Below are 20954 nucleotides of genomic sequence, written 5' to 3'. Positions count from 1 at the left end.
TACTCGTCGCGGGGTGTTCCGAGTAAACCAAACTGAGCTCATCAGGCCTTCACGGGCAAGGATGACTCATGCCCAAGTCTAGGGAGTTAGGCATGAAGGAAGCCACCAGGAAGGCGGCCTCGGAAGCGCTTGCGCAGATGCTGGCGGTGACAGCGATGCTCGTCATCGCCAGCGTTGTGTTCTACTGGCACTGAATGTTGACGCGTCGAAGCACTCAGATTTTTTACCCGTTCCGCGTAATTCTGGGTTGCTTCGTTGCGTGAGCATTGCGCCTGACACTCACCTCGTTTTCTCGAAATACGGGACCAGCCTTCCCGCAAACAGCCGATAGCTCGCTGTAACTTCGTCGCCGATCGCGAGATCATTGGCGCCATGGGCCATCATGCGAAAGCCCTCGGCCGTATCAACCAGCACGATATTGTGGGGAACGTGCGCGCGGGTTTCCGGCGTCGCGGCGCGGCAGACCAGCGAGGTCGCATAGACCATCGCTCTCCCGCTGGCGCGCTTCTCGACCGGATCAGGTGCGCCACAGGCGGCGCAGAAGCTGCGGTGGAAATACTGCGCCTTCCCGCAAGCGCGGCAGGATTGATAGACGATGGCCTCAGCGCCCTTGGTCCAGTCGGCGAGTTTTTCGTTCATCGCACCCGCTCCAGGAACATACTGACGTGTGACGACAGCACGCCGCCATCGCCATGCAGCAGCGCGATCGAGGCATCGCGGACCTGCCGGGGGCCGGCACGCCCGGTCATCTGCAGATGCGTCTCGACGAGATGCGCCATCGCGCCACCGACGCCGCAATGGCCGTAGCTCAGTAGCCCGCCATGGGTGTTGAGTGGCATGGCGCCGTTGCGGCCAAAATGCCCTGCCCGCACGCGCGCGGCCGCCTCGCCGCGCCGGGCAAGGCCGAGATCTTCCAGCAGCATCGCCAGCGTGATGGTGAAGCTGTCGTAGACCGCGGCGTAACGCACGTCCGAGATCGCGAGACCGGATGCGGCCTTGGCCTTGGCGACCGCGATTTCGGCGCCGAGTTCGCTTAGAGCGGGCATGGCCGTGACGTGCTGATGGGTATGCGCCTGCGCGCAGCCGCGCACGCGAATGCCGGTCGAGCCGGTGCGTTCGCGGCTGACGACGAACGCCGCGCCGCCATCCGACACCGGGCAGCAATCCAGCAGCTTCAGCGGCATCGCCACCGGCTTTGAGGCCATCACGTCCGCGACCGTGATCGGCTCGTGGAACTGCGCACCGGGATGGGTCATCGCGTGGGCGCGCATCAGAACCGCGAACTCGGCGAGATCTTCCTCGGTGACGCCGTATTCGTGCATGTAGCGCGAGGCGACGAGGCCGTAATAGGCGGGGATGGTCGGCCCCAGCGGCACCTCGTAATCGGGGTGGCCGACCTGCGCCAGCGCCTGGATCGAGGCATCGCGGCTCTGGCCGGTGAGACGGTTTTCTCCGCCAACCACCAACACGTGCTTTGCCACGCCGGCGTCGACCAGATGGTGCGCCAGCATCGTCATGGCGAGCCCGGTGGCGCCGCCGACCTGCACGGCATGTGCGTAGGACGGCTGGATTCCAAAATGCTCGGCGAACACGGTTGCGAGCATGATGTGCGGCGACACTGTCGAGTAGCCGCAAAGAACGCCGTCGATCTCGGATCGCTTCAGCCCGGCGTCGGCGATGGCAAGCTCGGCCGCCTTGCTCATGAGATCGAGCGAGGACGAACCTTCGTGCTTGCCATAGGAGGTCAGTCCGACACCGGTGATGAAGCTCATAGTTGTTCCGTTTCCCTCACCGGACCATCTGAGCGCTTGCTTCCATCCTCAATACGACTTCGGCAGCCCCAGCACCTTCTCGGCAATAAAACTGAGAATGAGCTGCGGGCTGATCGGCGCGATGCGCGGGATCAGGGATTCCCGCAAATAGCGTTCGACGTGATATTCCTTGGCGTAGCCGAAACCGCCGTGCGTCATCACCGCCTGCTCGCAGGCGTGGAAGCCGGCTTCGGCGGCGAGATATTTCGCGGCGTTGGCGGCCGGACCGCACTGCATGCCCTGGTCGTATTGCCAGCCGGCCGAGAGCACCATCAGCCACGCAGCTTCCAGTTCCATCCAGTTCTTCGCTAAGGGGTGCTGGATGCCCTGGTTCATGCCGATCGGACGATTGAACACGATACGGTTCTTCGCATAGGCCGCGGCCCGCGACAGCGCGACTTGGCCGAGACCCACCGCTTCCGCCGCGATCAGGATGCGCTCGGGGTTCATGCCGTGCAGGATGTATTCGAAGCCACGGCCCTCTTCGCCGAGGCGGTCCTCGACCGGAATTTCAAAATTCTCGAAGAACAGTTCGTTGGAATCGACGGGCTTGCGGCCCATCTTTTCGATCTCGTGCACGGTGACGCGCTGCTTGTCGAAATCCGTATAGAACAGGCTCAAACCGTGGGTCGGGTTCTTCACCTCTTCCAGCGGCGTGGTGCGCGCCAGCAGCAGGATCTTGTTGGCGACCTGCGCGGTGGAAATCCAGACCTTCTGGCCGTTGACGACATATTTGTCGCCCTTGCGCCCCGCTCGGGTTTTCAACTGCGTGGTGTTGAGCCCGGTGTTGGGCTCGGTCACCGCAAAGCAGGACTTGTCGCGGCCGTCGATAATCGGCGGCAGCATGCGCGTACATTGCTCCTTGGTGCCGAACACGACGACGGGATTGAGCCCGAACACGTTCATGTGCACGGCAGAGGCACCCGACATGCCGGCCCCGGATTCCGCAATCGTCCGCATCATGATTGCAGCGTCAGTGATGCCTAACCCCGACCCGCCATATTCCTCAGGGATACAGATGCCAAGCCAGCCGGCGTCCGCCAGCGCGCGGTGGAAGTCGGCGGGGTAGCCGCCTTCCTTGTCCTTCTTCAGCCAATAGGCATCGTCGAAGCGCGAACAGATTTTGCCGACCGCATCGCGGATCGATTCCTGATTGGCGGATAGCGCGAAATCCATGTGTCCGTCCTATCTGTTTGGCACGGCCTTGGTGACACCATCGCGCACCAAAGCGGCAATTTCGTCCGCCGAGAAACCCGCTTCGCTGAGGATTTCGGCGCTGTGCTCGCTGAGGCGCGGCGCCAGCCGCTTCGTCTCAACCGGCGTTTCGGAAAATCGTGCCGATGGCCTCATGTTCCGGATGCGGCCCTCGGTCGGATGATAGACGACCGGGAAGAAATCGGTCGCGACGATGTGGGGATCGCCGAGCAGGCTCTCGAGATCATGCATCGGCATGACCGGCACGTCGGCCTTCTCCAGGATCGCCGACCATTCGGCGGTGGTTTTAGTCTCGAGGATGCGCGCCAGCTCGGCATAGACAGCGTCGATATTGGCGGCGCGGCCGGCGAACGTCGCAAATTTCGGATGGACGCGAAGGTCGTCGCGCCCGGTGGCATCAAAGAAATTCTGCCACTGCTTGTCGTTGTAGACGATGACGCAGATATAGCCGTCGGAGGTCTTGTAGGGCCGACGGTCCGGCGACAGGTGCCGGGCATAGCCGCCCTTGTCGAGCGGCGGCTCATAGGTGAGCCCGCCCATGTGGTCGCCCATCACGAAACCGGCCATGGTTTCGAACATCGGAATATCGACGCGCTGGCCGCGCCCGGTCCGGATACGATCGACGAGACTGGCGCAAATCGCGCCCACCGCGGTGACCCCGACGATACGGTCGACCAGCGCATTGGGCACATAGCGCGGCACGCCGTCTGCCGTTTGCGCCATCAGCGCCGGCAGTGCAGTCGCGCCCTGGATCAGGTCGTCATAGGCGGGTTTTGCTGCATAGGGCCCATCCTGGCCGAAGCCGAATACGCCGGCGTAGATCAGACGCGGATTGATTTTCGCGACCACGTCGTAGCCGAGGTTCAGCCGCGCCATCGCCTGCGGGCGCACATTGTAAACCAGCACGTCGGCGGATTTGATCAGCCGCAGCACAGCGTCACGCCCCGCCGGCTTCTTCAAATCGAGGCAGATCGAGCGCTTGCTGCGGTTGGTGTTGAGGAACACCGGCCCCATGCCGGGATGACGGGTCGGCCCGATCTGCCGCGTCACGTCGCCGTCGAGCGATTCAATCTTGATGACGTCAGCGCCGTAATCGCCGAGCATCTGGGTGGCATAGGGCCCCATCAGCACGGTCGTCATGTCGATGACCTTGATGCCCTCCAATGGTCCCATGGATCAGCCTGCTCCCGAATTGTCGTTCCGGCCAAGTAACGGCAGCGGATTGGGAAGATCAAGCGCGCCCGGCGTATGGACGTATGCGCGGGACACCAACAATGGATGTCGTCCCTGCGAACGCAGGGACCCATACGCCGTGTAGGCGGTGATTGCGGGAAGCTTTCGCCCTAACAGCGTGCCTCCAGCCTCACACTGTGGTTATGGGTCCCTGTGCTCGCAGGGACGACGAAAGTAGTGCTGGTTGGAGGTTACTTTTTCGACCTGGCGTCGCGTTCCCGGGTCAGCCGTTCCAGCTCTTCATTTTGCTGACTGAGCCGGTCGGCGATGCGCGCTTCGTTCCGTTCGCCGGAGGCCGCGGCAGCCTGTTCGATCAACTGGCGGATGTTGTCTTCCAGAATCCTGATCCGGTTGTTCAGTTCTGCCTCTGACATCGAACGTTCGTTGCTCATAATGCACGCTCCGGAAAACTGTAGGGTGGACAAAGCCACCGGGTCGCGAATGCGCGCCCGATGACAGGCTCCGCGTGCCCACCAGTCTCACCTCTCGGCACTCATGGTGGGCACGGCGCAAGCGCGCCTTTGCCCACCCTACGATAGCACGTTCGCGGTTACTTCGCGGGCTCCAGCACGGAGACGTAGTTCGCCACCGCCGCGCCCCCCATATTGAAGATGCCGGCAAGTTTTGGATTATTGAGCTGCATGCCCTCGGGCGCCTGGCCGACGAGCTGCATCGCGGTCATCACGTGCATGGAGACGCCGGTGGCGCCGATCGGGTGGCCCTTGGCTTTCAGGCCGCCGGACGGATTGACCGGCAGCTTGCCGTCCTTCTGGGTCCAGCCCTCTTTGATGGCGCGGGCGCCCTGCCCACGCGGCGTCAGGCCCATCGCTTCATATTCGATCAGTTCGGCGACGGTGAAGCAGTCGTGGGTTTCGACAAAAGAGAGATCCGAGAGTTGAACGCCGGCCTGCGCCAGCGCGCGCTGCCAAGCCGCCGTGCAGCCTTCGAACTGCAGGATGTCGCGTTTGGACATCGGCAGGAAATCCTGCGCATGCGCGGTTGCACGGAAATTCACCGCCTTGCCCATCGTCTTGGCGGTTTCTGAATCCGTCAGCACCAGCGCTGCCGCGCCGTCCGACACCAGCGAGCAGTCGGTGCGCTTCAGGGGGCCGGCGACATAGGGATTCTTCTCGCTCTCGGCGCGGCAGAACTCGAAGCCAAAATCCTTGCGCATCTGCGCATAGGGGTTGGCGACACCGTTCTTGTGGTTCTTGGCCGCGATCATCGCCAGCGCGTCCGACTGGTCGCCGTATTTCTGGAAATAGCTTTGCGCGATCTTGCCGAACACGCCGGCAAAGCCGCCGACGGTATCGCCATCCTCGGGCAGATAGGACGCCTTCAGGAGGTAGCGTCCGATATCGGCCGAGGGCGTTCGCGTCATTTGCTCGACGCCGACCACCAGCACGATCCTCGCGGCGCCCGAGGCGATCGCCCGGATACCCTGGTGAACCGCCGCCGAGCCGGTGGCGCAGGCATTTTCGACCCGCGTAGCCGGCTTGAAGCGCAGTTTCGGGTCGGCTTGCAGCACCAGCGAGGCGGTAAAATCCTGCGGCGAGAAGCCGGCATTGAAATGGCCGAGCACGATCTCGTCGACGTCTTCGGCCGAGATGCCGGCGTCGGCAAGCGCATCGGTCGCAACCTTGACCACGAGGCTCTCGACGGTTTCCGCGTCGAACTTGCCGAATGGCGTGTGCGCCCATCCGACGATGCTGGCTGTCATGGTCGTTCTCCCTATTTCGTTCTGAAGACTTATGTAGCCTATCGGGGAATAGACTTCACGCCGGTTTCAGCGATTTCATGGTCCGCGCGCACATGGCGGTTATGCCGACCCAGTTCCCGGACCGGATGTCCGCTGCCGGACAAAGCCAGGAACCGCCCACCGCCACCACATTCGGCTCAGCCAACCAGATTGCGGCATTGGCCTCTCCGATGCCGCCGGTCGGGCAGACCCTGATACTCAGAAACGGCCCGGCCAGCGCCCGAAGTGCCTTGATACCGCCGGACTGTTCCGCTGGAAAGAATTTAACGATGTCGAAGCCGGCCGCCAGCGCCTGCATCAGCTCGGACGCGGTCGCGATCCCCGGGGCAAATGGCAGGTCGCTCGCGGCGGCGGCTTTCAATAGCTCCGGCGTCGCGCCCGGGCTGATTCCGAATTTGGCCCCGAGCGCGCGCGCCCGGGCCAAGTCGTCGGCGTTCAGGATCGTGCCAATGCCGACGATGGCCTCCGGCACCTCTGCGATCATGGCCTTGGCGGCGTCTGCGGCAACCGGCGTCCGCAAGGTGACTTCCAGCACGCGCACCCCGCCTGCCACCAGCGCGCGCGCCAGCGGCACCGCGTCTTCCAGCCGTTCGATGGTGAGCACAGGGATCACCGTCGCAGACTTGAAGATCGTGGCGAGCTGTTCCTGCCTTGTGGCTGCGATCATGGAGGAGCCTTGCGAGAGGTAGCGGGAATGAGGTCGGGCGGCATCGCTGCACGCGGGATGATCGCCCCGGGATGGCATACCACAACGCCGGCAAGGCGGTGTCCCGTCCACGCGGCCTCAACCGGGTCCGCGCCGGCAAGGCGCGCGGCAACATAGGCGGCGGCAAAACTGTCGCCCGCCGCCGTGGTATCGACAACGGGCGCTTTCAAGGGTTCCGCCTCCGTCCGATGTAGGACGCCTTCAACACGCAGAACCGTCGCGGGTTTGAGCAACTTCAACACGACCTCCACGCTGGGTATGCGTGATAGCAAGTCATCGTCGCTTTCGTAGGGAAAGAGCGGCAACAAATCTTCAAGCGAGGCCAAAACGATGTCAGAAATCTCAAAGGCTTCACGAAAGACCGCACGCGCGATATCCGGATCGGGCCAGCCGCGTGCACGAAAATTAGTGTCGAACGCAAAGCGCGTTCCCCTCTCCCGCGCCCGCTTGACCGCCGCGAACAGCCGCGCCCGCCCCTCCGGGCTGTAGAGCGACAGTGTAATGGCCGAGAGATAGATGACATCGTAGCTGGCGAGCGCATTCAGTATCTCCGGTGTCTCCGGTAGATCCATCAGGCTGCGCGCGGCGGCGCTGTCGCGCCAGTGGAAGAACCGGCGTTCTCCCTTGTCGTCGGTCTCGATCATGTAGAGACCCGGCAGTTTGCCGGGCAGCCGTATCACCCGTGCGGTTCCGACCCCTTCTGCGGTCCAGCCCGCGATCATCTCGTCACTGAGAGGGTCATCGCCAAGCGCGGTGATGTAATCGGTGCTGGTGCCGAGGCGCGCGAGATAGACGGCCGTGTTGAGCGTGTCGCCGCCATAGCCGCGCGAAAACAGGCCAGCTTGAGTGCCTTGGGCCTGCTTCAGTTCGATCATGCATTCGCCGATGCAGGCTACCTTGCTCATGACCGCATCCGCATGAACGGGCGAGAAATCAACTCAGGCCGCGAAGTTGCCGCCGAGCTCATCCTCGATATGAATCCGGATAATGTCGTCGAACGTCTTTTCCGCGGTGGTGAAGCCGAGCTTCAGCGCGCGATCGGTGGAAAAATCCCGCGGCCAACCAGAGACGATACCGATAATGGTCGGATCGGGCACGCGCTTGATGCGCGCGGTGACGTTCCTGCCGGCGACGCGGTCGAGCGCCGCGATCTGTTCGCCGACGGTCACCGACATGCCGGGCATAGTGAGATTACGCCGCGGCCCCATCGCGTCGAGATCCATGGTGCCGGCGTGGACCAGAAAGCCCACCGCCGATTTTGGCGAGGCGTGCCAGTGCCGCACGTCTTCGGAGACCGGCAACACGGCCTCCTCGCCGGCCAGCGGCTCGCGAATGATGTTGGAGAAGAAGCCGGAGGCCGCCTTGTTCGGCTTGCCCGGCCGCACGCAGATCGTCGGCAGGCGGATCGAGATGCCGTCGAGCAGGCCCTTGCGGGTGTAATCGTTGATCAGGAGTTCGCAGATCGACTTCTGCGTACCATAGCTCGTCAGCGGGGTATGGAAGAATTCGTCGCCGATCTTTTCCGGGAAAGGCGCGCCGAACACTGCGATCGAGGACGTGAACACCAGCCGCGGCTTGTAGCCGCCGCCGGCGTGGCGGATGGCATCGATCAGGTATCGCGTGCCGTCGAGATTGATCCGGTAGCCCTTGTCGAATTCGGCCTCGGCCTCGCCGGAAACGATCGCGGCGAGATGAAAGATCACGTCCGGTCGATGCGCGATCAGCGGCTCCGCCGCTCCGGGATCGGCGAAATCGGAAGCCACGACTTGAATCGGGATCGACGCGTTGGGCTTGGTGGGCGCCACCACGTCCTGCAGCGTCATTCGGGTGATGTCGTGCTTGCCGAGGCGGCCGTCGCGCAGCAACCGTTCGGTCAGCTTGCGGCCCACCATGCCGGCGGCGCCGAGAATCAGAATGTGCAAGACCCCTACTCCCTCTTCATACTTGGTCGTCCCGGCCTTGAGCCGGGACCCATACGCCGCGGCCGATGCAATCAAGATGGGATGTTTGACGGCTTCGTCTCAACAATTGCCGCCGGTGGTTATGGTCCCTGCTTTCGCAGGGACGACTAGCGATAGCTTTGCTATTTCTTGATGCGGACCTTACGCGCTTACTCTTTCACGGCTCCCGTCATGGCCGACACATAGTGCTCGACGAAGAAGGCGTAAAGGATGACGAGCGGCAACGAGCCCGCCAGCGCACCCGCCATCAGCGAGCCCCAGCGATAGATGTCGCCATCGACGAATTCGTTGACGATTGCGACCGGCACCGTCTTGTTGGAGGTCGATTGCAGGAACGTCAGCGCATAGATGAACTCGTTCCAGCACAGCGTGAAGCAGAAGATGAACGCCGAGATCAGTCCGGGAATCGCCAGCGGCAGCACGATCTTGATCAGGATCTGCCAACGGCTGGCACCATCGATCAGCGCGCATTCCTCCAGCTCGAACGGGATGGTCTTGAAGTAGCCCATCAGCAACCAGGTCGAGAACGGGATCAGGATGGTCGGATAGGTCAGGATCAACGCCATCGGCGAGTCGAACAGGCCGTACTGGAACACGACGGTCGCCAGCGGAATGAACAGGATCGACGGCGGCACAAGATAGGCCAGGAAGATCAGGCCGCCGACCATATTGGCGCCCTTGTAGCGTAGCCGGACGATGGCATAGGCCGCGAGCACGCTCGCGATGATCGACAGGATGGTGGCGCAGACCGCGACATACATCGTGTTCCAGAGCCACATCGGATAGTGGCTTTCGAACAGGAGCTTGTAAAAGTGCTTGAAGGTCGGATTCCAGGTCCAGAACGGGTTGTACTTGTCGAGATCGAGCAACTGCTCGTCCGGTTTGATCGCCGTCAGGCCCATCCAGTAGAACGGGAATAGCAGCACGATGACGATGATCGACAGCGGCAGATAGAGCGTCACCAGCCGGCGCGGCACCGACTGCAGATAGCTCATGCCTTCGCTATGATCGTCCTTCGCGATCGTTGGCGCCGAGCTATGCAGGACGGCCTTGAGATCAATCCGTGAGGTGGGGAGATCAGTCATTGTTTTCCCCTTGCTGCCACTTGCGGCGCTGCAGGCCGAACCAAGACACCATGATGGCGGCGAGGAGGAACGGGATCATCGCGCTCGAGATCGCCGCGCCCTCGCCCAACTGACCCGCGATGATCGCGCGCTGGTACGACAGGGTCGCCATCAGATGCGTGGCATTGACCGGGCCGCCCCGCGTCATCGCCCAGATCAACTGGAAGTCGGTGAAGGTGAACAGCACCGAGAACGTCATCACGACGGCGATGATCGGCGTCAACAGCGGATAGGTGATGAAGCGGAACATCTGCCAGCGCGACGCGCCATCGAGCGTCGCGGCCTCATAGAGCGACGGCTGCACGGTCTGCAGGCCGGCGAGCAGCGTGATCGCGACGAACGGCACGCCGCGCCAGATATTGGCGAAGATTACGCAGATACGCGCCCATGTCGTGTCGCCGAGGAAATTGATGTTCTCGGTGATCAGCCCCATCTGCTTCAACGACCACGAGATGATCGAGAATTGTGAATCGAAGATCCACCAGAATGCCAGCGCCGACAGCACCGTCGGCACGATGAAGGGAATCAGCACCAGCGCGCGCAGCATCGCCTTGAACGGCATGTTCTCGTTCAACAGCAGGGCCAGATAGAGCCCTATTCCGAATTTGATGGCGCTCGCGATAAACGTGTAGAGAAGCGTGTTGAATACCGAAAGCCAGAAAATCGCGTCATCCCACAGCCATTCGTAATTCTCGGTCCCGACATACTGCCCTACCCGGCCGATACGGGTATCCGTGAATGAAAGCCAGATACCGAGGCCAAGCGGATAGGCCAGAAAGAAGATCAGGAACGCCAGCGCCGGCACCATGAACCAGAAGCCCAGCCAGTTACGGTTGTGCTTGAGCTGGTCCCACGCGCTGGCCTCGCGGATCTCCGTCTTGGCGCGTCGTGGCGCGATTGCGATGTCAGCCATGCCTGATGTCCCGATTACTGCTTCTTGCTGCGCGTGATTTGCCGGAAGCCGTCCCCCGCTTTTCCAGATCACGCCCGTATTGACGGAGCGGACGGCGGCACCCGCCGCCCGCTCCGGTTCCTCAGCGATAGATGCGCTTCAATTGCCGTTCGGCTTCCGCGATCGCCGTCTTGGCATCCTTGGCGCCGGTTGCATAATTGGCGAACATGTCGACCACAAGGAAGTCGGCGATCGCAGTCGCCGCCTTCTCGCCGGGCGTACCGATGCCGGACGCGGGCAGCGCGCGCTTGCTGGCCTGGCTGAACACCTGGTTCTTCGGATCCGCCGTCCAGACCGGCGAGTTGTCGTAGGCATTCAGCGTGTGCGTGAGATAGCCCCGCGCACCCGACAGCCACTTGTCGTAGTTTTCCTTCTCCAGCATGAAGGCAATGAAAGCCTTCGCGGCGTTCGGGTATTTGGTGAACTTGAACGCCAGGATCGGAACGCAGAGCTGCAGTTCAGTCGGCTTGCCGACGGGACCGACCGGCCAGAGCGCGTGATAGGTATCTTCCGCGAGCTCCTTCTTGGTCGCATCGTCCTTTGCCGCGACATAGATCGAGATGCCGTTAGCGGTGCAATGCAGTTCGCCGGCCAGGAACGCCTTGTTGTTCGACGAGTCGTTCCAGGACGCGACGCCGGGAATGAAGGTCTCGGACAGCGCCTTGCAGTATTCGAGCGCCTTCACCGTCTCGGGCGAGTTGATGATGACCTTATTGTCCTTGTCGACGGTGTAGGCGCCGTGCCCCCAGAGGATCCAGTGCAGCCAGGCGTTGGCGTCGCCCGAGGCGTGGCCGAGCGGGAAACCGGCCGGGGTGTTGTTGGCCTTGAGCTTCTTGCACATCTCAAGGAAGCCCGGAAAATCCGTCGGGAATTCCTTGTAGCCGGCCTTGTCCAGCGACGACTTGCGGTAGGTCATGTAGCCGCCGACGGTCGCAACCGGGATGCCGAGCCAATTGTTGCCCTGCTTGCAGGTCACCGCCGCGGCCTCGGTCCAGCCGCCATATTTCTTGCCGAGATAGTCGGCGACGTCGTTCATCTGCAGCACCTGCGCCGGGAACAGTTGCGGCAGCGTATGCAGGCCCCAGGCGAGGTCGAGGCCCGAGCCGGTGTTGGCGGCAACGGACGCCTTCGGCTGCACGTCCTCGAACGACTCCGAGAATACGTTCATTTCGGTGCCGGTCGCAGCCTTGAACGCGGCGACCATCGCATTGAACGCATCGTCTTCCGCCGGCACGAAGCGCTTCCAGCGCATCACCGTGAGCTTGGCGCCCGGCTCCGCCTTCCAAGGCGAAGCCTGCGCCCAGGCCTTGGCGAAATCGAGCAGTGCGGGTCCGGTCAGCGCGCCGGCTGCCGCCAGCGCAGTGCCGCCTTGAAGCAGAGAGCGGCGAGTAAAATCCTGCATAGTCATCCTCCCTTTGAGTATTTTTTGGTTATTGCTCAGCCCATTTGGTTATTGCTCAGCCATTCAGTCGCTTGCCCGTCGTCTCGTCGAACAGGTGCACGAGCGCCGGATCCGGCTTGAGCCGGACCTTGTCGCCCGGACTGAATTGATGCCGTTCGCGGAACACGGCGACCACCTGCTCTCCGCCGAGCTTGGCAAAGACCTGGGTTTCCGAACCGGTCGGCTCGACCACGACGATCTCGGCCTCGGCGCCGTCATCGGCGATGGTGAAATGCTCGGGCCGGACGCCGTAGACCGCCGGCTGGCCTTCCGAATTGGCGGGCGCCGTCTTCAGCGGCAGCTTGACGCCGTTCGGGCCTTCGAAGCCGGCGACGCCGTTCGACTTCACCTTGCCTTTAAGGAAATTCATTGCCGGCGAGCCGATGAAGCCCGCGACGAACTGGTTGGCCGGGGTGTCGTAGAGTTCGAGCGGGGTGCCCATCTGCTCGACGATGCCGTCATGCATCACCACGATCTTGTCGGCCATCGTCATGGCCTCGATCTGGTCGTGGGTAACGTAGACCGTCGTGGTCTTGAGCCGCTGGTGCAGTTCCTTGATCTCGGTGCGCATCGCAACGCGCAGCTTGGCGTCGAGGTTGGACAAGGGCTCGTCGAACAGGAACACTTGCGGGTCGCGCACGATGGCGCGGCCCATGGCGACGCGCTGGCGCTGACCGCCCGACAATTGCCGGGGATAGCGATCGAGCAGCGGGGTCAGCGCCAGGATTTCCGCGGCGCGCTTGACGCCAGTCGAGATTTCCTCGGGCTTGGCGCCGCGCAGCTTGAGCGAAAAGCCCATATTGTCGGCGACCGTCATGTGCGGATAGAGCGCGTAGTTTTGGAACACCATGGCAATGTCGCGCTCTTTGGGCTGGACATTGTTGACCACGCGATCGCCGATCGAAATCGTGCCGGAGGTGATGTTTTCGAGGCCTGCGAGCATCCGCAGCAAGGTCGACTTGCCACAGCCGGAGGGGCCGACGAGCACGACGAACTCGCCATCCTCGATCGGAATCGACACGCCGTGCAAAACTTCAAAGTTTCCGAACGACTTGCGCACGTCGCGAATCTGTACCGACGACATCGAGCTCTCTCCCCTCAATTTTTGCTTTGTGGCGCCACAGACGGGCGACGACGCCATGCTGTCTTTTCGACTCTAATGCCGGAAGTCGAATTCAACGGTCATTATCATCCGCAGTTTGGCGGCTTTTAGCAATCCGATGATAGCGCTGTCAATAATTGTTCAAACGTCTAATTTGTTGTGATATGAGCGCAAGATGGGACGAAAACAGACAAAGTCTGGCAAAATCCGCCTCACCGAGGTCGCCAAGCTCGCTGGCGTCAGCCCAATTACGGCATCACGTTTTTTCAGGAACCCCGAAGCGCTGTCGCTTAGCAAGCGGGAACGCGTCGACAGCGCCGTGAAGGAACTGGGTTACGTACCCAATCTCGCTGCGCGCGCGCTGGCCTCGCACCGCACCGAAGTCATCGGCGTCGTCATTCCTTCTCTCACCAACAACGTGTTCGCCGATGTGTTGCGCGGCATCTACGATTCCTCCGAAGGTAGCCGCTACACCATTCAACTTGCCAATACGCGCTACAGCATCCTGCAGGAGGAAAAGCTGCTACGCCTGTTTCGGGCGCAGAAGCCTGCGGGATTGATCGTCACCGGCATCAACCAAACCGCGGAATCGCGCACGATCCTGGAGTCGATGAATTGCCCGGTCACGCAAATCATGGAGATCGGCGACAGTCCTGTCGACATGATGGTCGGCTTTTCGCACTACGACGCAGCTTCTGCGGCGATTTCGCACATCCTCGAGCAGGGACGCCGCCGCATCGGATTTCTCGGCGCGCGAATGGACCCCCGCGTGCAGCGGCGGTTCGAAGGGTATCGTGATGCCATGAAAGCGGCCTCGCTGTTCGACCCGAACCTCATCGTCACCACTTCCGTGCCCACCACCGTCACGCTTGGCGGAACGCTGTTCGCCGACCTCCTTGCCCAGACGCCCGATATCGACGCGGTCTTCTGCGTCAATGACGACCTCGCACTCGGCGTTCTCTTCGAATGCCAGCGTCGGCAGATATCGATTCCCCGTGACTTGGCCATTGTCGGCTTCAACGACCTTGAATTCACCGCCGCCGCGGTTCCCTCGATCACGAGCGTACGAACCAATCGCTATGAAATGGGCCGGCACGCCGTCACCATGGTGATTGACGCGATCGAGGGCCGTCGCCCCCAGACGCCGGTGCTCGACCTCGGCTTTCAGTTGGTCGTCCGTGAAAGCTCAACGCGACAAAGCACCGTGATGGCCGGATCTGTCGGCATAGATTGAGCGCGGATAGAAAATGGTAGCGCTATCTTTTGGCCCGAACTAAGATCGGTTGCTCAATAGGACACGGGCGAAGCGCGTTGCAGCGGATGAAATTTTCAGCATGGTGCAATCGCCGCCGTGATTTTAGCCGCCCACGAGCTTGCAGTGCGGGAGGAACCAATGAAAAAGAACGACAACAAGACTGCCACCAATGGCAAGGGCCGAAGACTACGTTCCCTCGAGTGGTTCGATAATCCGCATAATCCGGGAATGACCGCGCTCTATCTCGAGCGCTACCTCAATTACGGCCTGACCCGGGAGGAATTGCAATCCGGCAAGCCGATCATCGGCATCGCCCAGACCGGCAACGACCTCTCCCCGTGCAACCGCCACCATCTCGAACTGGCGCATCGCGTGCGCGAGGGCATTCGGGCCGCCGGCGGCATCGCCATGGAATTCCCAACGCATCCGATCCAGGAGACCGGCAAGCGGCCGACGGCAGCGCTCGACCGCAACCTCGCCTATCTCGGCCTGGTCGAAGTCCTGTTCGGCTATCCGCTCGATGGCGTGGTGCTTACCACCGGCTGCGACAAGACCACGCCGGCCTGCCTGATGGCGGCGGCGACCGTCAATCTGCCCGCGATCGTGCTCTCGGGCGGCCCGATGCTGAACGGCTGGCACAACGGCGAGCGCACCGGCTCGGGCACCATCGTGTGGAAAGCCCGCGAGATGCTTGCCGCCGGCGAGATCGACTACAACGGGTTCATCGAACTCGTGGCGTCCTCAACCCCCTCGGTCGGCCATTGCAACACCATGGGCACCGCCTCGACCATGAACTCGCTGGCGGAAGCGCTTGGCATGTCGCTGCCGGGCTGTGCGGCGATCCCCGCGCCACATCGCGAGCGCGGCCAGATCGCCTATGAGACTGGAAAACGGATCGTCGAGATGGTCTGGGAGGATCTCAAGCCCTCCGACATCCTGACGCGGAAGGCGTTCGAGAACTGCATCGTGGTGAATTCGGCGATCGGCGGCTCGACCAACGCGCCGATCCACATCAACGCACTGGCGCGGCATATCGGCGTCGAGCTCTCGATCGACGACTGGCAGAAGCACGGCCATGACATCCCGCTCTTAGTGAACATGCAGCCGGCCGGCTTCTATCTCGGCGAGGAATACCATCGCGCCGGCGGCGTGCCGGCGGTGGTGCGCGAATTGATGGCGCACAAGCGCATCCACGAAGACGCCGTCACGGTCAACGGCCGCACCATCGGCGAGAACTGCCGCGAGGCGCCAAAGCCCGACGGCGACGTGATCTGGAGCTACGACAAGCCGCTGGTGAAAGATGCGGGCTTCCTGGTACTGCGCGGCAACCTGTTCGATTCCGCAATCATGAAGACCAGCGTGATTTCGAAGGAATTCCGCGACCGCTATTTGATCAATCCGAAAGACCCGAATGCGTTCGAGGGGCGCGCCATCGTGTTCGAGGGACCGGAGGACTATCACGACCGGATCGACGATCCCTCGCTCAATATCGACGAGCACTGCGTGCTGTTCATCCGCGGCGCCGGGCCGATCGGCTATCCCGGCGGCGCCGAGGTCGTCAACATGCAGCCGCCGGCGGCGCTGATCAAACGCGGCATCCTCTCGCTGCCCTGCATCGGCGACGGAAGGCAGTCCGGCACTTCGGGTTCGCCCTCGATCCTCAACGCCTCGCCCGAGGCCGCCGCCGACGGCGGACTGGCGATCTTGCGGACCGGCGACAAGGTTCGCATCGACCTCAACACGGGCGATGCCAACATCCTGATCTCGAGCGATGAATTGAAGAAGCGCCGCGCCGAGTTGAAGGACAAGGGCGGCTTCCCCTACCCGGCCCACCAGACGCCGTGGCAGGAGCTCTACCGCTCGACCGTCGGACAGCAGGCCACCGGCGCCTGCATGGAGCTCGCCACGCGCTATCAGAATATCGCCGGCACGGTCGGCGTGGCGCGGGACAATCATTAGGTAGCGCCGTCATTGCGAGCGGAGCGAAACAATCCATGCCTTCGCGCAGGAAAAAACGGATTGCTTCGTCGCTATCGCTCCTCGCAATGACGAAGAAAAAGAGGAAAAGAAAAACATGTCAGATCGACTGAAGGGAAAGCGCGCTGTTGTCACCGCCGCAGCGGCGGGCATCGGCCGGGCATGCGCAATAGCATTCGCGCGCGAAGGCGCCACGGTCATCGCCACCGACATCAATGAAAGCGGCATCGCCACCCTGGGCAAGGAAGGCGTCGCCGAGACGGCACGACTTGACGTTCGCAGCACCGCCGAGGTCGACGCCTTCGCCAAGCGCATTGGAAAGATCGACATCCTGCTCAACGCGGCGGGCTTCGTGCACCACGGAACCATCCTGGACTGTTCGGAAGAGGACTGGGACTTCTCGTTCGACCTCAACGTCAAATCCATGCACCGGACCATCAAGGCGTTTCTGCCGGCGATGCTGGCGGGCGGAGGCGGCAGCATCGTCAACATCTCGTCTTGCGCGGCGTTGAGGCCACCGGCCAACCGTTATGTCTACAGTGCGTCCAAGGCGGCGGTTTCATTGCTCACGCGCGCGGTTGCGCTCGACTTCATCACCCAGGGCATCCGCTGCAACAGCATCTGCCCCGGCACCGTGGAGACACCCTCGATGCTCGACCGCGCCGCGGCCGTCGGCCCGCAGGGCAAAGAGATGTTCATCGCCCGCCAGAAGATGGGGCGGCTGGGCAGCGCAGAGGAAATCGCGGCTATGGCGATCTATCTTGCGAGCGACGAAGCCGCGTTCACCACCGGTGTCGACCTCGTCGTCGATGGCGGCTACATGCTCTGACGTCCACGCTGTCAAAGGCTTCCAGCATGAACAAGATCGATCTGAACGGCCGTTGCGCCGTCGTCACCGGCGGGGCGCAGGGTTTTGGGCGCGCGATCACCGAACGCTTCGTCGCATCGGGTGCGAAGGTCGCGATCTGGGATTTTGACCTGCCGCTCGCGGAAAAGACCGCCAGGGAAATCGGCCCGGCCGTATCCGCCTTCAAGGTCGATGTCTCCGACCTCGCCGCCGTCGAGAAGACCCGCGATGAAACGCTGAAGGCGCTCGGCAGGATCGACATCCTCGTCAACAATGCCGGCGTCGCCGGCGTCAACAAGACGGTCTGGGAGACCGATCTTGAGGAATGGCGCAAGGTGCTGCGCATCAATCTCGACGGCCCCTTCATCTGCTGCAAGGCGGTGGTGCCTGCGATGCTGCAGCAAAAATACGGGCGCATCGTCAACATCGCTTCGATCGCCGGCAAGGAAGGCAATCCCAACGCGGCGCATTATTCGGCCTCGAAGGCCGGCCTGATCGCGCTAACCAAGTCGCTCGGCAAGGAACTCGCGCAGCATGACATCCTCGTCAACGCGGTGACGCCGGCGGCGGCGAAAACCGCGATCTTCGACCAGCTCACCCAGCAGCACATCGATTTCATGCTGTCGAAGATTCCGAAGGGGCGCTTTGTCCTGGTGGAAGAACTTGCGGCGATGGTGGCGTGGCTGTCGTCGGAGGATTGCGCGTTCTCGACGGGCGCCGTGTTCGATATTTCCGGCGGCCGGGCGACGTACTAGGAGCGGCCATGACCAGAGAAGGCGGATGCCTGTGCGGCGCAGTCCGGTTCAAGACCGAGGGCGAGCCGCTCAACGTCCGCATCTGCCACTGCCGCAACTGCCAGAAGGCGATGGGCTCGCCGTTCTTTGCCCGTGCGCTGTTCGACCAGCGGGCACTTTCGGTCGAGGGCGAAACGGCGCGTTATCCGTCGTCCGCGGCGCTCGACCGGGTGTTCTGCAGAGTTTGCGGTACCAGGCTGTTTTCCCAGCGCACCAACGGCGCCGTGGTCGGCGTCGCGCTTGCGGCGTTTGACGACCGCAACGCCTTTGCACCGACTGAGCACATCTGGGTCTCGGAAAAGATGGCCTGGGTGCGCCTTGACGACGGCCTGCCACGATATCTGGAGACGGTTCCGTAGCCCGATGGAGCGCCAGTGCAATCCGGGATCGTTCGCATGCGGATGGACCGATCCCGGATTGCGCTTCGCTCCATCCGGGCTACGATGCCACGCAAACCGAGGCAGATCGATTGAACATCTCACTCTACGCCATCTCCGTCTGGATCCTCCCGCTCCTGATCGCGATCACCTTCCACGAGGCCGCCCACGCATTTGTGGCGTATCGGCTCGGGGACAAGACCGCCTGGGAGCTTGGCCGGGTCAGCTTCAACCCCTTCAAGCATATCGACCCCTTCGGGACCGTCATTCTCCCCGGCATTCTGCTGCTATCGCATTCGCCGTTCCTGTTTGGCTATGCCAAGCCAGTCCCGGTGAATTTCCGGAACCTTAACCATCCCCGGCTCGACATGGTCTGGGTGGCGCTAGCCGGCCCCGCCACCAACATCGCCTTGGCGCTTGTGACGGCTTTGGCCTTCCACGCCCTGCCTTTGGTGCCGGCGGAAGCCGCCAAATGGACGGCGGACAACCTCAAAAACGCCTTCCTGATCAATATCGTGCTGGCGATTTTCAACATGATGCCGATCCCGCCGCTGGACGGTGGCCGGGTCGCCGTTGGACTCTTGCCGCGGGTGCTGGCTTACCCGCTGTCGCGGCTGGAACCGTATGGGATGCTGATTTTGATCGGCGTTCTGATCCTGCTCCCTATCGTCGGCGCGCAGCTCGGCCTAAATCTTGATGTTATTTCGGCGATACTGCGGACACTGACCGGTTATGTGATCAGCGCGCTTCTCTTCATCACCGGCAACGCTTAAGCTTCAGATAGAAACGAACCCCCAAGGGAAGAACCGACCCGGGCCATGGCGACCAAAGCTGCCGATATGTTGATCGCACGACGCGCCGATACCCGCGCGAGGGCAGATTTCGCAACCTGGAAAATGCTGGCCAAGCTCAACGGATTTTCCGCCCTGCCCGCCGAGGCGCAAAGCTTTCTTGAAGGCTACCAGCAGTTGCTTCTTGCGAGGATGACCGAGGCGGACGCTTCCGAGGCCACCATCCAACTCATGTACAAGAGCTACTATGCGGAGATGGGTGGCTCCGGAACGCCACCCGAGATTCCTTCGCGCGCGAGCGAGCCGGCCACTGACAGCGGCAACGTCACCGCGTTTCGCCGCCCGCCCGCCCGGCCGAAACAGCAGGCTGTCTCCGGACCGGCTGCGAAACCGCGACTCCCGGTAGCGCTGATCTTTATCTGCCTCGCCATCGTCTACGTCAGCATCCGCTACTTCTGGCGCTGAGCTTCGAACAAAATGATTGCGTCGGCCACGCTCGATTGGCGCGGCGACCATGGTGCCGAATCCACCCCTCTACCGTCCGGAAAAATGTTGCAGTTTTCACGGCCACGCCGCGTAGGATGGACCGCTGCGTGCGTGCTCCAGTCGGATCTGCCGGCGATAGCTGCCCGGTGATGCGCCGCAATACTTGCGGAAGAAGCGATTGAAATAAGCGGGATCACGGAAACCCAAGCCATATCCGATCTGCTCGACCGGAAGATCGAGCTGCTGCAGACGCGTACAGGCTTCGCGCACCAGGCGCTCGTGGATGATCGCGCGAGGGCCGCAGTTTTTCTCCCGCTGGCAATGGGCGTGCAGCTTGTCGGACGTGACGCCGAGCGCGTCCGCATAGCGCGCCACCGGCCAGCCGTCGCGGTAATGCAGTTCGACCATTTGCAGGAAATTGCCGACCAGCGCCGGACCGCCGCCACGCGCTGCCACCTCGTGACGCTCATCATGCGAGGCGCTGAGCCGGCAGAGTTGCAGACACAGTAACAGCAGATGTGAGGCGATCAGCGTCGCGCCGCCGAACCCGGGCGCGCGCAACTCCGCCACGATCGCGCGGCAGGATTCGGCGATGGTGTCGAGATGTGGAGGAAGCGTCTCGCCGGCAATCAGCGCAACGCGCTCAGTGGTTCTGCGCAGATGCAGCGCCTCGGCGCTGCCCGCGATAATCTTGATCAGGAAGGCATCGTCCACCGACAACAGGAAGCCACGCGCGCCGGGACCAACGTGCAGCGCTGCATCGGTGCTGCCCGGCAGCCAGAGCAGCGCCGGCGCTTCGAGTGCGACACCGGTTCCGTGCCATGAAGCCCGGCCGCGGTCCGATTGCAGCAACAAGAGATGCGCCCGGCGCTCCGCCTTCTGGCGGATGACCCACGATCGAGCCGCTAGGGCGGCCGAAAACTCCTCCGCACGTACCGCCAGCGCGACGCCGACCGGCAGTCCGTTCAGCCCTGGTGATGCCGACATGCCCAAATCTCTTAAGTAATTCGCTCCTGAGCAATCCGCCGCCAGTGAAGCGGAAGATTTGCCAGAAAAGTACAATCTTTCCCCGGTTTCGTCCAATTCCAAGCATCAGGCAACCTCCCCTAACGTCAGGGCGATC

General features: G+C 62.4%; 21 protein-coding genes. 7 read left to right on the top strand and 14 right to left on the bottom strand.

Annotated elements, in window-relative coordinates; all coding sequences use genetic code 11:
* Nucleotides 1-279 precede the first annotated feature (279 nt).
* From KJQ96_RS07055 to KJQ96_RS06995, 13 genes are all read right to left on the bottom strand, one after another.
* Nucleotides 280-639, bottom strand: a complete 360-nt coding sequence (locus tag KJQ96_RS07055) for a Zn-ribbon domain-containing OB-fold protein (RefSeq protein ID WP_213285959.1) — start codon at nucleotides 637-639, stop codon at nucleotides 280-282.
* The gene (locus KJQ96_RS07050; RefSeq protein WP_213285958.1) at nucleotides 636-1772 is read right to left on the bottom strand and encodes a thiolase family protein; all 1137 of its coding nucleotides are present in this window, start codon (nucleotides 1770-1772) and stop codon (nucleotides 636-638) included. The genes KJQ96_RS07055 and KJQ96_RS07050 overlap by 4 nt, the downstream gene beginning before the upstream one ends.
* 48 nt (nucleotides 1773-1820) lie before the next feature.
* Nucleotides 1821-2987 (bottom strand): acyl-CoA dehydrogenase family protein, encoded by a 1167-nt coding sequence (locus tag KJQ96_RS07045; RefSeq protein WP_213285957.1) that lies wholly within the window; start codon nucleotides 2985-2987, stop codon nucleotides 1821-1823.
* 9 nt (nucleotides 2988-2996) lie between these two features.
* A complete protein-coding gene (locus tag KJQ96_RS07040; RefSeq protein ID WP_213285956.1) occupies nucleotides 2997-4199 on the bottom strand; it encodes a CaiB/BaiF CoA-transferase family protein in 1203 nt (400 codons plus the stop codon).
* A 251-nt stretch (nucleotides 4200-4450) separates the two neighbouring features.
* Nucleotides 4451-4651: a hypothetical protein gene (locus tag KJQ96_RS07035; RefSeq protein WP_213285955.1), complete on the bottom strand. Its 201-nt coding sequence runs from the start codon at nucleotides 4649-4651 to the stop codon at nucleotides 4451-4453.
* A gap of 158 nt (nucleotides 4652-4809) precedes the next feature.
* Nucleotides 4810-5979, bottom strand: a complete 1170-nt coding sequence (locus KJQ96_RS07030; protein ID WP_213285954.1) for an acetyl-CoA acetyltransferase — start codon at nucleotides 5977-5979, stop codon at nucleotides 4810-4812.
* Between the two features lie 55 nt (nucleotides 5980-6034).
* A complete protein-coding gene (gene eda / locus KJQ96_RS07025) occupies nucleotides 6035-6685 on the bottom strand; it encodes a bifunctional 4-hydroxy-2-oxoglutarate aldolase/2-dehydro-3-deoxy-phosphogluconate aldolase (protein ID WP_213285953.1) in 651 nt (216 codons plus the stop codon).
* Complete coding sequence (locus KJQ96_RS07020) at nucleotides 6682-7629, bottom strand: sugar kinase (protein WP_213285952.1); 948 nt, start codon at nucleotides 7627-7629, stop codon at nucleotides 6682-6684. Before KJQ96_RS07020 ends, eda begins: the two co-directional genes overlap by 4 nt.
* Nucleotides 7630-7662: 33 nt before the next feature.
* Entirely contained in the window at nucleotides 7663-8646 is a 984-nt protein-coding gene (gene denD / locus KJQ96_RS07015) for a D-erythronate dehydrogenase (RefSeq protein ID WP_213285951.1), read from the bottom strand.
* A 188-nt stretch (nucleotides 8647-8834) separates the two neighbouring features.
* Nucleotides 8835-9770, bottom strand: coding sequence for a carbohydrate ABC transporter permease (locus KJQ96_RS07010; RefSeq protein ID WP_057846281.1), 936 nt, complete (start codon nucleotides 9768-9770; stop codon nucleotides 8835-8837).
* On the bottom strand, nucleotides 9763-10722 hold the full coding sequence (locus KJQ96_RS07005; protein WP_213285950.1) for a carbohydrate ABC transporter permease: 960 nt from the start codon (nucleotides 10720-10722) through the stop codon (nucleotides 9763-9765). Before KJQ96_RS07005 ends, KJQ96_RS07010 begins: the two co-directional genes overlap by 8 nt.
* A 121-nt stretch (nucleotides 10723-10843) precedes the next feature.
* Nucleotides 10844-12163: an ABC transporter substrate-binding protein gene (locus KJQ96_RS07000; protein ID WP_213285949.1), complete on the bottom strand. Its 1320-nt coding sequence runs from the start codon at nucleotides 12161-12163 to the stop codon at nucleotides 10844-10846.
* Nucleotides 12164-12218: 55 nt separating this feature from the next.
* The gene (locus KJQ96_RS06995; RefSeq protein ID WP_213285948.1) at nucleotides 12219-13286 is read right to left on the bottom strand and encodes an ABC transporter ATP-binding protein; all 1068 of its coding nucleotides are present in this window, start codon (nucleotides 13284-13286) and stop codon (nucleotides 12219-12221) included.
* Nucleotides 13287-13479: 193 nt separating this feature from the next.
* On the opposite strand from KJQ96_RS06995, the gene KJQ96_RS06990 reads away from it, so the two are divergent.
* The 7 genes from KJQ96_RS06990 (at nucleotide 13480) to KJQ96_RS06960 (ending at nucleotide 19810) form a co-directional block, all read left to right on the top strand.
* Nucleotides 13480-14538, top strand: a complete 1059-nt coding sequence (locus KJQ96_RS06990) for a LacI family DNA-binding transcriptional regulator (protein WP_057846277.1) — start codon at nucleotides 13480-13482, stop codon at nucleotides 14536-14538.
* 159 nt (nucleotides 14539-14697) lie between these two features.
* Nucleotides 14698-16518 carry an IlvD/Edd family dehydratase gene (locus KJQ96_RS06985; RefSeq protein WP_213285947.1) on the top strand — a complete coding sequence of 607 codons (1821 nt, stop codon included), beginning with the start codon at nucleotides 14698-14700 and terminating at the stop codon, nucleotides 16516-16518.
* Nucleotides 16519-16633: 115 nt separating this feature from the next.
* Nucleotides 16634-17365 (top strand): SDR family oxidoreductase, encoded by a 732-nt coding sequence (locus KJQ96_RS06980; protein WP_213285946.1) that lies wholly within the window; start codon nucleotides 16634-16636, stop codon nucleotides 17363-17365.
* 26 nt (nucleotides 17366-17391) lie between these two features.
* Nucleotides 17392-18138, top strand: a complete 747-nt coding sequence (locus KJQ96_RS06975; RefSeq protein ID WP_213285945.1) for an SDR family NAD(P)-dependent oxidoreductase — start codon at nucleotides 17392-17394, stop codon at nucleotides 18136-18138.
* Between the two features lie 8 nt (nucleotides 18139-18146).
* Nucleotides 18147-18536 carry a GFA family protein gene (locus KJQ96_RS06970; protein WP_213285944.1) on the top strand — a complete coding sequence of 130 codons (390 nt, stop codon included), beginning with the start codon at nucleotides 18147-18149 and terminating at the stop codon, nucleotides 18534-18536.
* A gap of 110 nt (nucleotides 18537-18646) precedes the next feature.
* Nucleotides 18647-19327, top strand: coding sequence for a site-2 protease family protein (locus KJQ96_RS06965; protein WP_213285943.1), 681 nt, complete (start codon nucleotides 18647-18649; stop codon nucleotides 19325-19327).
* A gap of 66 nt (nucleotides 19328-19393) precedes the next feature.
* The gene (locus KJQ96_RS06960) at nucleotides 19394-19810 is read left to right on the top strand and encodes a hypothetical protein (protein WP_213286230.1); all 417 of its coding nucleotides are present in this window, start codon (nucleotides 19394-19396) and stop codon (nucleotides 19808-19810) included.
* Between the two features lie 96 nt (nucleotides 19811-19906).
* Here KJQ96_RS06960 and KJQ96_RS06955 read toward each other — a convergent pair whose 3' ends face one another.
* Nucleotides 19907-20818 carry a helix-turn-helix domain-containing protein gene (locus tag KJQ96_RS06955; RefSeq protein WP_213285942.1) on the bottom strand — a complete coding sequence of 304 codons (912 nt, stop codon included), beginning with the start codon at nucleotides 20816-20818 and terminating at the stop codon, nucleotides 19907-19909.
* Nucleotides 20819-20954: the final 136 nt, after the last annotated feature.

The sequence above is a fragment of the Bradyrhizobium sp. sGM-13 genome, from assembly GCF_018398875.1.
Lineage (GTDB): Bacteria > Pseudomonadota > Alphaproteobacteria > Rhizobiales > Xanthobacteraceae > Bradyrhizobium.
Note: the sequence above shows the minus strand (reverse complement) of the source record. Positions and strands in the feature narration are given on the sequence as shown.

Coding starts and splice junctions, on each gene's coding strand:
- KJQ96_RS06995 (WP_213285948.1), bottom strand. CDS start 13,286: ATGTCGTCGGTACAGATTCGCGACGTGCGCAAGTCGTTCGGAAACTTT.
- KJQ96_RS07000 (WP_213285949.1), bottom strand. CDS start 12,163: ATGCAGGATTTTACTCGCCGCTCTCTGCTTCAAGGCGGCACTGCGCTG.
- KJQ96_RS06985 (WP_213285947.1), top strand. CDS start 14,698: ATGAAAAAGAACGACAACAAGACTGCCACCAATGGCAAGGGCCGAAGA.
- KJQ96_RS07020 (WP_213285952.1), bottom strand. CDS start 7,629: ATGAGCAAGGTAGCCTGCATCGGCGAATGCATGATCGAACTGAAGCAG.
- KJQ96_RS06975 (WP_213285945.1), top strand. CDS start 17,392: ATGAACAAGATCGATCTGAACGGCCGTTGCGCCGTCGTCACCGGCGGG.
- KJQ96_RS07045 (WP_213285957.1), bottom strand. CDS start 2,987: ATGGATTTCGCGCTATCCGCCAATCAGGAATCGATCCGCGATGCGGTC.
- KJQ96_RS07030 (WP_213285954.1), bottom strand. CDS start 5,979: ATGACAGCCAGCATCGTCGGATGGGCGCACACGCCATTCGGCAAGTTC.
- eda (WP_213285953.1), bottom strand. CDS start 6,685: ATGATCGCAGCCACAAGGCAGGAACAGCTCGCCACGATCTTCAAGTCT.
- KJQ96_RS07050 (WP_213285958.1), bottom strand. CDS start 1,772: ATGAGCTTCATCACCGGTGTCGGACTGACCTCCTATGGCAAGCACGAA.
- KJQ96_RS07010 (WP_057846281.1), bottom strand. CDS start 9,770: ATGACTGATCTCCCCACCTCACGGATTGATCTCAAGGCCGTCCTGCAT.
- KJQ96_RS06955 (WP_213285942.1), bottom strand. CDS start 20,818: ATGTCGGCATCACCAGGGCTGAACGGACTGCCGGTCGGCGTCGCGCTG.
- KJQ96_RS06970 (WP_213285944.1), top strand. CDS start 18,147: ATGACCAGAGAAGGCGGATGCCTGTGCGGCGCAGTCCGGTTCAAGACC.
- KJQ96_RS06960 (WP_213286230.1), top strand. CDS start 19,394: ATGTTGATCGCACGACGCGCCGATACCCGCGCGAGGGCAGATTTCGCA.
- KJQ96_RS07055 (WP_213285959.1), bottom strand. CDS start 639: ATGAACGAAAAACTCGCCGACTGGACCAAGGGCGCTGAGGCCATCGTC.
- KJQ96_RS07035 (WP_213285955.1), bottom strand. CDS start 4,651: ATGAGCAACGAACGTTCGATGTCAGAGGCAGAACTGAACAACCGGATC.
- KJQ96_RS06980 (WP_213285946.1), top strand. CDS start 16,634: ATGTCAGATCGACTGAAGGGAAAGCGCGCTGTTGTCACCGCCGCAGCG.
- KJQ96_RS06990 (WP_057846277.1), top strand. CDS start 13,480: ATGGGACGAAAACAGACAAAGTCTGGCAAAATCCGCCTCACCGAGGTC.
- KJQ96_RS07040 (WP_213285956.1), bottom strand. CDS start 4,199: ATGGGACCATTGGAGGGCATCAAGGTCATCGACATGACGACCGTGCTG.
- KJQ96_RS07005 (WP_213285950.1), bottom strand. CDS start 10,722: ATGGCTGACATCGCAATCGCGCCACGACGCGCCAAGACGGAGATCCGC.